Source organism: Microcystis sp. M_QC_C_20170808_M9Col, assembly GCF_007095495.1.
GTDB lineage: Bacteria > Cyanobacteriota > Cyanobacteriia > Cyanobacteriales > Microcystaceae > Microcystis > Microcystis aeruginosa.
In genome coordinates this window covers 1-10,890 of record NZ_SFBZ01000177.1, presented here as the reverse complement: position 1 = coordinate 10,890, position 10,890 = coordinate 1, and the positions used below count along the sequence as shown (strand labels likewise).

At 38.2% G+C, this 10,890-nt stretch carries 11 protein-coding genes and 2 pseudogenes; 11 read left to right on the top strand and 2 right to left on the bottom strand.

Translation table 11 applies throughout. The features are described 5' to 3' along the window. The 11 genes and pseudogenes from EWV68_RS10705 to EWV68_RS10655 all read left to right on the top strand — a co-directional run. Positions 1–93: transposase (locus tag EWV68_RS10705; protein ID WP_287169753.1), on the top strand; the 93-nt coding region annotated here is incomplete at its 5' end. A gap of 15 nt (positions 94–108) precedes the next feature. Beyond that, positions 109–243, top strand: a pseudogene (locus EWV68_RS10700) (RNA-guided endonuclease TnpB family protein); the annotation flags it as partial. A 658-nt stretch (positions 244–901) separates the two neighbouring features. Next, positions 902–1,222: a DUF433 domain-containing protein gene (locus tag EWV68_RS10695; protein WP_061432077.1), complete on the top strand. Its 321-nt coding sequence runs from the start codon at positions 902–904 to the stop codon at positions 1,220–1,222. 8 nt (positions 1,223–1,230) lie between these two features. After that, positions 1,231–1,512 (top strand): hypothetical protein, encoded by a 282-nt coding sequence (locus EWV68_RS10690; protein ID WP_061432076.1) that lies wholly within the window; start codon positions 1,231–1,233, stop codon positions 1,510–1,512. A 157-nt stretch (positions 1,513–1,669) separates the two neighbouring features. Then, the gene (locus EWV68_RS10685) at positions 1,670–2,680 is read left to right on the top strand and encodes a glycosyltransferase family 2 protein (RefSeq protein ID WP_061432075.1); all 1,011 of its coding nucleotides are present in this window, start codon (positions 1,670–1,672) and stop codon (positions 2,678–2,680) included. A 73-nt stretch (positions 2,681–2,753) separates the two neighbouring features. Beyond that, complete coding sequence (locus EWV68_RS10680; protein WP_061432074.1) at positions 2,754–3,635, top strand: class I SAM-dependent methyltransferase; 882 nt, start codon at positions 2,754–2,756, stop codon at positions 3,633–3,635. Between the two features lie 17 nt (positions 3,636–3,652). Beyond that, positions 3,653–4,603, top strand: a complete 951-nt coding sequence (locus EWV68_RS10675; protein ID WP_061432073.1) for a methyltransferase domain-containing protein — start codon at positions 3,653–3,655, stop codon at positions 4,601–4,603. Between the two features lie 60 nt (positions 4,604–4,663). Beyond that, entirely contained in the window at positions 4,664–5,740 is a 1,077-nt protein-coding gene (locus EWV68_RS10670; RefSeq protein WP_061432072.1) for a glycosyltransferase family 4 protein, read from the top strand. Positions 5,741–5,791: 51 nt separating this feature from the next. Continuing rightward, positions 5,792–6,910, top strand: coding sequence for a glycosyltransferase family 4 protein (locus EWV68_RS10665; RefSeq protein WP_061432071.1), 1,119 nt, complete (start codon positions 5,792–5,794; stop codon positions 6,908–6,910). Further along, complete coding sequence (locus EWV68_RS10660; RefSeq protein ID WP_239698116.1) at positions 6,894–7,796, top strand: NAD-dependent epimerase/dehydratase family protein; 903 nt, start codon at positions 6,894–6,896, stop codon at positions 7,794–7,796. The genes EWV68_RS10665 and EWV68_RS10660 overlap by 17 nt, the downstream gene beginning before the upstream one ends. A gap of 145 nt (positions 7,797–7,941) precedes the next feature. Further along, a complete protein-coding gene (locus tag EWV68_RS10655) occupies positions 7,942–8,094 on the top strand; it encodes a hypothetical protein (protein WP_239698115.1) in 153 nt (50 codons plus the stop codon). 187 nt (positions 8,095–8,281) lie between these two features. On the opposite strand, the gene EWV68_RS10650 is transcribed toward EWV68_RS10655, so the two are convergent. After that, a complete protein-coding gene (locus tag EWV68_RS10650; RefSeq protein WP_425184211.1) occupies positions 8,282–8,506 on the bottom strand; it encodes a YcaO-like family protein in 225 nt (74 codons plus the stop codon). A gap of 134 nt (positions 8,507–8,640) precedes the next feature. After that, a pseudogene (gene ltrA, locus EWV68_RS10645) lies at positions 8,641–10,417 on the bottom strand (group II intron reverse transcriptase/maturase). Positions 10,418–10,890 lie beyond the last annotated feature (473 nt).

The window sequence follows — 10,890 nt, the reverse complement described above, 5'->3', positions numbered from 1 at the left end:
AAACTTAAACTAATAAAACGGAGAGCCTATGGCTTTAGAAACTTTCGGAATTTTTGGGTTAGAAGTATGTTGTCTTGGCATCTTGTATGTTGATTTAGCATAAAGGGTAACGAAGAGCCAAATATTTTGGCCGCAGGGCTTGCGGTGTCAGTCTGTAGAGCGACCTGATGACCAGAACAGAGTAAAACTGGGGCGGCAGGTGCGGAACCCCGCAAGGGAAAGAAGCAGAAACCTAAATCGTGAGGTTTGGGAATCGCCGTCCGTTTACGGCGGTGAGGATGTCAACAAGAGAAGTACTTGCATAATTAATTTTTGAGGGTTCAAAAACGGTAAAAATAAGGATTAAATTGCATAAAATCCTTAAATAGACCATTTAATTGATTATTATTCATTCTTAATTCTCCTGACTCCTGACTCCTGACTCCTGACTCCTGACTCCTGACTCCTGACCCTAACAACAATTTTTGATTTTTACAAGAGGTCTAGTGATTGAGTGATAAGCTTAGACGCATTTAAGTTTCCTACTCGTATCCCTATCTACAAGGCGTTCCAGGATATTAAAGTGCAATGTAAGTGCGTCTAAGCTTAACTAGCCAGAGGTTCAGGTGGTGTCAAATTCATTCCTTCTCCGAAGGTGCGAGCGTCTGCATGGTTTTGTGTGGAAACGGGGTCTATACTGATAGAATATCAGCAAAATAGTCCTAAAAGTCTTGCCCAGTAAGCATTTCACGATTCCATAAGCAAAAATTATCACACAAAGTCGAGAAGAGCCGAAATTTTTGGTATTAGATATTCAAAGATATAAACCAATCGAGAAAAATACTGCTCGCCATCTCTTAGGATTACCCCAAAATAAACAGCTTATCCTCTATCCTTTTAGCTAAACAGCAACATTACTCCTATGAAATTAGCCTCCATCCCAACAAAGCAGTACATCGAGCAACGAGAAGAAGAATATTGGCTCGAAGAAACTCGTATCTCTCTTGATTCAGTTGTCTATTCTTTCTTGAACGGAGAATCGCCCGAAAGCATTGCCCAAAATTTCCCACTCCTTTCCCTCGGACAGGTTTATGGCGCAATCGCTTTCTATTTGGCCAATCGAGAGCTTGTCGATGCCTATCTGAAAAAGGGTGAAGCCGAGTTTCAGCGACTACAACAGTCTTGTAGAGAAAAGAGTCCTTTGCTGTACCAAAAATTGAAGGCAGCTCAAGCCCAGAATTAGAAAGCAGTATGACAGAAATTCGCTTTCAAGCTGATGCCGATCTCAGACAGGCAATTGTGCCTGGTGCAATCCGCAGACGACCAAATCTGGATTTTCAGTCAGCCAATGAAACAGGGCTTGAAGGAATAATGACTCTCCAGACAGCTAAATGGAAGATATACGAACATTTTTTCCCATTATATCGGGAGAGCCGTTGGCTTTTTAGTATGGGCTGGTTAAAAATTTTCTTTACAATAAGTTCATCATCAGCTACAATACCCCTAAGTCTTGAAGTTAATTTTTTTAGCTAATTACATTAGCTGATATAACCCGCAGGCTAGTTTAATAGTATTTTAGCAAGTATGAGAGAGGTACAATAATCTTTCTCATTCTATATAGCTAATTATAAACTGACCTAGTTGTAATTACGATTAAAACGCTTGTAGCTTGCCAATATCAAGATAAGATATGACAATAAAACCACCATTGCAAGAGAAAAAAACTATCGAGCTAGATGCTAACTTCTCTACAACTCGCCGAGTAATTATGGAGAGGCCTGCTATTATTAACGATCCTTCTGCAAAAGTGCAATCTCATTTATTTTTGCCACCAAATCCAGAACGCAGGGGAGAAGGAGGATTAAGAACAAAGGGATATTTCAAGCACTCCTACACGGAGACAAGTGAGTTATCGGAAAAATTTGCAGTTCCTTTGGTTACTATTATAACGGTAGTTTTTAATGGAGAAAAGCACTTAGAGCAAGCAATTCAGAGTGTCATTAGCCAGTCTTACAATAATGTTGAGTATATTATTATAGACGGAGGTTCTACGGACAGCACAATTGATATTATTCGTAAGTATGATGATCAGATAGATTATTGGTTGAGCGAACCTGACGAAGGTATATATGATGCGATGAATAAAGGCTGGAAATTGAGTCAAGGAGATTACATTTACTACCTGGGGAGCGATGATATATTGTTAAATATACCTAGCCAATCTATTCAAAAAGCAAGTTTAAACAATACGGACATAATTCATGGCAATGTAATTATGGATAACGGTCAGCTACGGATTAGTAGATATAATCCATTAATTGTGTTCAAAAATACTTTATGTCCGCAAGGACTATTCATTAAGAAAAAGCTACTTGCTCAACTTCCGTTCAACACCAAATATAAAGTATATGCTGATTTCGATCTTAATCAAAAGATTTATAAGATGAGTGCATCGTCAATCAAAGACAAATCTACGATTGCTTTTTTTAGACTTGGTGGTGCCAGCAGTTCCTATCAAGATAACTCAAAATTAGCGAATTGTAAGCAGGAGTACGCTAGAGTTATTTATGATAATTTTGGTTTGTCTGGGCTGATTTTATCTTGGATTTGGGGGGCTGTACGAGGTTTGGTTGTTAGAAACAATATCCATTTACATACCGATTACAAAACCTTGAAAAGAATTTTAAAAGACTGCGAATAATCCTTTTTATTCGAGTGATATTGGCATGAACATATTTCAGCAATCAACAATTTAAAGGAGTTAGAAACTTTCTATGCAGAGTACAGCAAATAGTAGCAATTATCAACATTTATTAAGTATAATCAATACTGAATCTTACAGACATTCAACTGATCAAGAAGTCAAAATTCTAGATGTTGGGTGTGGTAACGGACAATTGATTGCATACTTGACAAAAAATCTTCCCTGTGTACAGCCAAATATTAATTGGAAAGTCTATGGTTTAGACGTGGTTAATCATGGTGTTCAAAAAAAGGGGTTTATGGATGAAACAATTGAAAATCTATCAAAGAATTTTTCTGGGGTAGATTGGCATGAAAGACTAACTTTAATTTATGATGATGAAAAGTGGCAATATCCAGATAATTTTTTTGATGTAATTATTTCTAACCAAGTGGTGGAACACGTCAAGAATCACATACTTTTTTTTCTTGAAATATCTAGAACATTAACAATGAATGGATATTCTGTACATATATTTCCCTTGTCTGACGTTCTCTGGGAATGGCATATTCACTTACCTTTAGTCCATAAGGTTAAAAACTTTGATTTTTTGTTTGATAACATTAAATTTTTAAGCACTTTAGGTTTAGGAACTTTTCATCGTCAGACTAAAGAATCTGGTATATCCTTGGAAGATTGGACTGAAAAACATACGGATTATTTACATTATTTTACTAACTATATTAGCTACCAAGAGATTTTAAATATGGGCAAAATATCTAATTTAAGGACATCTTTCAGATATACGAGGGAACTTTATCAACTATACCTAGACAAGAAAATGAAACGAACACCAAAATCAATCTATACCAACCATTATAGCTCATTTATCTTGGAGTTTTTATCTATATTTTTTCTTAAGTATATTGCCAGTGTAACTTTGTTTCTTGAGAAAAAACAGACTTTCAGTTAATCGATCGGAGTAAGAAAATGCAACAATTTATCGAGACTTTGAGTCAATGCCCTAAGTGCCAAAGTAGTCAATTAACTTTTGATGATCATCAGATTATTTGCAAAAACTGTAATTCTGAATTTGCTATTGTCAATAATAAACCAGTATTCATTCGAGAAGATAATGAAATTTTTTCTCCCTCTTTTTATACTAATACGGTGACTAATCATAGTCCAAAAGAAAAAAACATATTCTCAAAAATTGTCCCTAGTCCATCGATCACCTTAAACTATATTGAGAGGATTCAAAATTTTGCTCAGACTTTAGAAAATTTTACCTTAGCATATGTCTTGGTTGTGGGTGGAGGAAATCAGAAAAGAGATTTGGATAGGTTAATGTCAGAATATAGCAATATCAAATTGATATATTCCGATGTTGATGTTAATGCAGATGTCGATTTATTCTGTGATGCTCACGATCTTCCTTTTCAAGACCAAGTTTTTCATGGTATTATTACTACAGCAGTTTTAGAACACGTTCTCTACCCCGAAAAAGTCGTTAGTGAAATGCACAGAGTTCTCAAAGATGGCGGGGTAATTTATTCAGAAATTCCCTTTATGCAGCAGGTTCATGAAGGGGCCTATGATTTTACCAGATATACCCTTTCTGGTCATCGGCGCTTGTTTAACTATTTTTCAGAAATTTCCAGTGGTTTAGTTGCCGGACCTGGAACAGTTTTAGTCTGGTCTATCGAACATTTCGCTTTATGTTTTGCTGGCAATAATACCTCAAGATTATTAACTAAAGCAATGGTGAGATTATTGTTTTCTTGGCTTAAATATTTTGACTATCTATTCAAAAATAATCCTCAGGCTCTCGATGGAGCTTCTTGTACATATTTCTTAGGAAAAAAATCTCCTGAGAAAGTAGTTTCTGAGCAAATGATTATTGAGAGATATAAAGGAGCTAATCATCTTCGCCATACCTAGAGAATATCGTCAATTCTCCAGTTTATACAAGAAAATAATCTAATTAAATCCTCAACAGTGATGAAAATTTTGTTATTTAGTCGCTACGATACTTTAGGTGCTAGTAGCCGCTATCGTACTTACCAATATTTGCCTTATTTCAAAAAAGAGGGAATAGAGGTTGAGACCGCTCCCTTATTAGATAATGATTACCTGAGAACTCGCTACTTAGGGAAAAAATACCCTTTATCGAGATTATTATCTGCTTATCAACAGAGAATTTCGCTGCTGTTGCAATCTCAAAAATACGATTTAATCTGGTTGGAAAAGGAAGCATTACCTTGGCTACCAGCTTGGCTAGAATTACTGTTGCTCAGAGGAAGAACACCTTATGTAGTTGATTATGATGACGCAGTATTCCACCGTTACGATCAACATTCTGCTCCTATAGTTAGATGGCTATTGGCACAGAAAATCGATCGAGTAATGCAGAATGCTCGCTTAGTGATTGCGGGAAATGATTACTTAGCTAACCGAGCAACACAAGCAGGAGCTAAATGGGTAGAAATATTACCCACCGTCGTCGATCTTGATCGCTATCCCTTATCAAAAGCTCCTCAAAATGAAGTCTTTACCATCGGTTGGATAGGAAGTCCATTGAAGTTTGTCGATTATATACAAGAACTTTATCCTGTTTTAAAAGAAATTTGTCGAGATGGTGGTGCCAAAGTCGTTGCTATTGGTGCTAAAGAGACAAATCTAGAGGATATACCTTTAGAAATTAAGCCTTGGTCCCAGGCAACCGAGGTGAAGGAGATGCAACAATTTGATGTGGGGATTATGCCCCTTACCGATACAGCATTTGAGCGGGGAAAATGCGGATTTAAACTAATCCAATATATGGCATCTACTCGAGCAGTTATTGGTTCACCAGTGGGGGTAAATGCGGAGATTATTAAGGAGGGGATCAACGGCTTTCAAGCTAGTAGTCAAGCTGAATGGCTGCAAGCTTTTCAAAACCTGAAAAATGATCGAGATTTAAGAGAAAGTATGGGATGGGCTGGCAGAAAACTTGTCGAAGATAAGTATAATATTCAAATAACCGCCCCTAAAATGTTGCAGCTATTGCAAAAAGCTAATCAAGTCTTAAAAACCTAAAACTGTTTTTCTAAAATTATCCATAAATCAAGAATCTAAACTGTGCATGAAATGAAAATACTTTTTATTATAACTAGAGCAGATACCGTTGGAGGCGCACAGGTTCATGTACGAGATTTAGCGAGATTTTTGCAAGATTCTCACCATCAAGTCTTAGTTGTTACTGGAATAAAAGGCATTTATAATGACGATCTGATCAGTCATCGCATAACCAATATATCTTGTCAAGACTTTGGCAAAAAAATTAACTTAATTCAAGACTGGCAAACCTTGAATTTTATCAAACAAATTATTGCAGAATTCCAACCAGATATTATCAGCACTCACTCTAGTAAAGCCGGAATTTTAGGACGATTAGCGGTCAGAAAAAGCAAGACTCCTTGCATTTTTACCGCCCATGGTTGGGCTTTTACAGGAGGTGTACCAGAGCCGAGTCGCACTATCTATCAGTGGTTAGAAACAATCACAGAACCTTTAGCTAATAAAATTATCTGTGTTTCGGAACAAGATCGATTAATTGGAATAAAAACTGGTATGCAACCGCAGCGATTATTGACCATTCATAATGGGATGCCAGATCTACCCGCAGAATTGAGAGCTAATCCTGGTAATGCTAACCCTGTTCGTATTGTCATGGTGGCAAGATTTGATCAGCAAAAAGACCATGTAACCTTACTGAAAGCCTTTCAAAATATTCCCGAAGCCCATTTAGATTTAGTCGGAGACGGTCCGGATTTAGAAAAGATTAAAACCTTAGCTAAGGAGCTAAAAATTATCGACAGAGTTAACTTTTTAGGTTTTCGTAATAATGTAGCTGAAGTCTTAGCTCAAGCCCAAGTATTTACTTTAATATCTAATTGGGAAGGGTTTCCTCGCACTACAATCGAAGCAATGAGAGCGGGATTACCAGTAATTGTATCAGATGTGGGGGGAGCATCGGAAGCAATTGTGGAAGGAATAACTGGATACACCGTAGCGAGGGGAGATGTTAACACGTTACACCAGAGACTATTACAATTAGTTCTTGATCAACAATTCAGAGCTAAAATGGGAGCGGCAGGACGCAAACGCTACGAAACAGAATATACTTTTGAGAAGATGTTTGAAAAAACCTTTCAGGTTTATGAGCAAGTTTTAGCGGAAAGGAGAAAAAATGATGATCGAGAATAAAATATTAATCACAGGTGCTACGGGATTGCCTGGTGGTTTTTTCATGCAACATTTGGCATCTACTAAGCCTGAAATAGAAATACATTGTTTAATTCGACCCAGTAGCGACCGCAGTATGTTAGATAGTCTAGGACTGAATTTAACCTACGATTTTGGCGATAGCTCTATCTCAGAAACCTGGGAAGGAATTTTTAGGGAAAATAGTTTTGAAACCATCATCCATCTCGTCCAACTTCGACAAGTACCAACTATACTTAATAGTCTAAAAAAATTCCAACAAACTCCCCGATTAATTATTATTGGAACCACGGGAGTATATTCAAAATATAATGAATATTCTGCCGAGTATAAACAAGCAGAAAATTATTTACAAGAGTATCCTGCTTCTTATTGTCTGCTGAGACCGACAATGATTTATGGCACTCCTAAGGATAAAAACCTACACAAATTGATTAAATTCTGTCACCGCTACGGATTCTTTCCCATTTTTGGCTCTGGTGATAACCTGTTACAACCAGTTCACGCTGATGACATTGCCCAGATGTTGTTAAAAGTCTGGGAATGTCCTGATATAAAAGGTGCTTACGATCTTTCCGGCGGTAGTATTGTTTCCTTCCGTCAGTTAATTTTATTGATAGAACAATTATTAGGCCAATCGGTGCGTCCCCTGTCCTTTCCCTTGAACTTTGGCATTTGGTCAGCTACCCTACTAGAAAAAACATTAGCTAAAAAATCCCCCGTGCGACGAGAACAAATCTTGCGATTACAAGAAGACAAAGCTTATTCCCACGAAGAAGCTAAAAGGGATTTAGGGTTTACTCCTCGTACTCTAGAAGCCGGACTACAACAAGAGATAGAATTAATGCGCTCCCAAGGCATAATTTAACTAATTAAGTCAATTTTTGTCTTGACTCTAGCCATATTCAAAAAACCCTGGATTGGCAACCTCCCTTGGTTGAAGCGTCGAGCTTATGCTAATCAAGCCAGTGGTGCAACTAGAACTTTTGTTACCTGCGTTGACAATAGGGTAGTTGGGTATTACGCCCTTGCTTCCGGGGCGATTAGTATACAATCAGCTAGAAGAAGCTAAGAATTTTTATTTGGCTTTAGGTTTTGATGTGTCTCCTCTTGAACCGATGACGTTGATGATTACTCTTAATGATTTACGCGCTCGTATTGCTTAGTGCGCTACAGGGGCAACACGGGGGCAACCCCCCTGTGGTTGCCCCTACAGGTACGTTTAAGTCCAGAATAACTAAGATTCTGGGACTAAATAACGACGAGAGTTAACCAACACAGTGCGATCGCCGACGATTGTAGGTTGGATTGAGGCAACGAAACCCAACCCAACACTATAATAACCCTAAAAGTTTACATCCACAGGGGAAAAGGATTTAATTCATCTTCCGTTAAAGCTTCTTTTAACCATCCCATCTTAACAGGAACATCATACAATCTTCCTAGCCCTAAACGCTTCCACATATGACGCATTCCGGGGACAATGACTTTAGCTACCCTTAAACCAATATCAGGACGAGTCTGATCTAATACTAACATTTCCATCCCCTTTGACTCAATCTCTATAATTTGATTGATTAATTCATTTGTTCTACTTAAGAGATTACGCCATCATACCATAAAGTGACCCTTTGAATTAGGGGTCGAGAAGGTCGTCACCGACCTCCCCTCCCATTCAGAACCGTGCGTGATACTTTCGCATCACACGGCTCCTAGTTTGACTGTTCCCTTGTTAAGGATACAACTTGACATCTTTTGGTTGTCCTTGTATTATCTACATTAACTTCTGATGGTGTCAATGTAGATGATTTTTAGGCTTCCATCCGATGCCGATTTATCATCGTGACAGTGGCGGTGTAGTAATTGAAGGTTTTTGTATTCGTCCTTTCCGCCTAGGCTTAGAGGGTGAATGTGGTCAACTTCAATTAAGTCCGATGGGGTGAAATACTGCCCACATCGGCTACACTTGCCTTGTTGCTTCTTAAGTAGTTTGGCTACTCTTGTAGGTGTATCGATTGCTTGTCCTCTTCTGGTCGCCCAGTAAGTCCAATTTCCGTCAAATGGTGATGCGTCGGGGCGTACTAGGGTATGTCTGACATTTGGTGTCCAATTATGTTTCCATAGATAGAGACCATCTTTGGTTTGAAATAACCAAGATTCGTGTCTTTCTTTCCCATTGCTGAGTTTAACTGTACCCGGTCTAAAATAGTTTCTCAGTTTTTCGTAGTTCGCTTTACCGCATCTTGATATTGTCCATGCCCTTAACATTAACCAGATTGTGTGGTCTAGTTTACTGAAGGTATCCATAGATACTGCTCCTGAGTAGTAGTTAGCCCAACCTCTAATGATTGGGTTTAATTGACTAATCAGGGCTGATTGAGGTGCTGTTCTGTGTTTTTTGATTACACCTTTAATCGCTTCTGTGTGGGCTTTAACTGCTTTTTGGCTAGGTTTGATGTGGGTTTTGTGGCCAATTAATCGGCTTCCTCCCCCTCCTGTTTTCCCAGATTTGTATTTTCCTACTGGATATTGTCTGATATTGAATCCTAAGAAATCAAAACCGGGTTTTTCCATTTTTCCATTATGTTCAATGGGATTAAGTGTATGACACACTCTGGTTTTTTCTGGTTTGAGTTCTAATCCTATCGGTTTTAACCAATCGGAAATGGCAGTTTTGCACTGTTCAATGATTTCGAGTGATGGGGAAATCACTACAAAGTCATCGGCGTATCTTATGAGAACAGCTTGATTAGTGTCTTTCTTTTTGGGAAATAACGTTTCAATTAGTCTCGCCATTCCATCCAGTGCGATGTTAGCTAGTAGTGGACTTATTACCCCTCCTTGTGGTGTCCCGGTTTCTGTTTCTTCAAATACGCCGTTATCCAATACTCCTGCTTTGAGCCATTGTTTTATGTCTCTTTTCAGGGAACTTGGACAATGAATTTTAGACAGTAAAAAGTTGTGATTAATTCGGTCAAAACACTTGGCAATATCGGCATCTAATACAAAGTAGCTACCTTGATTAATGGTGATGTATATTCTTGATATTGCGTCTTGGGCAGACCTTCCCGGTCGGAAACCATAGCTGGTTCCTTCCATTTTTGACTCCCATTCTGGTTCAAGTGCCGATTTAATCAACGCTTGTCTAGCTCTGTCTTTGATGGTTGGTATTCCTAATGGGCGTTTTTCATCCCTGCCTGGTTTAGGAATCCATACCCTTCTTAGCGGTTTTGCTTTAAGTGTTCCTTTGATTTCTTCGGTTAGATTTAGCCTTTGTTCTGGGGATATTGCTATCATTCCATCGACTCCTGCTGTTTTCTTTCCTTGATTATCTTGGGTTACTTTGCGAACTGCTAATAGACGAGCATAGTATGATTTCACCAATAGACGTTGCCACCTTCTAACCTTTGCATCCTGTCCCGATTTAGCCGCTTGGTATATCCTCTTTTGGAGCTTGAAAACATATCTTTGGACTTTCGCCCAATTGATAGTTTTCCATACATTCGTAGTCTTAGTGGTTTTCGGTTTTCCGAATCCTTTACCTTCTCAAGGGTTTCGTCATATAGACTCCTACTAGACTCTATCCTTACAATCAAACCGTAACCCGTTAGCATATCCTGACTATTACTGTCAGGCGTTGGCTTTTGGTTACATCTCACACCCTTGAAGGCTTGCGCTTACACTTATCACTACTGGGTATTTCGACCTGTACCCAGAGCCTTAAAGGGTTTATTACGTTCCGTTTATATGGGCATTCCATCTTTAGATTTGTCCTTTCCATCGGGGTATTTTAAAGGTCTGTGTAAGTGAAATATAAAAGTCCTTACTTTTCCCCTTGTTCTTTTAGAACTCTTGCAAATTAATTATATGTTATAATGATGGGTTAACTAATTTTCCCCAAAAAATTAGTTAATCAGTACATTCGTCCTGAATGAAAACTTGAAGTTTAACTTTTAACTCAA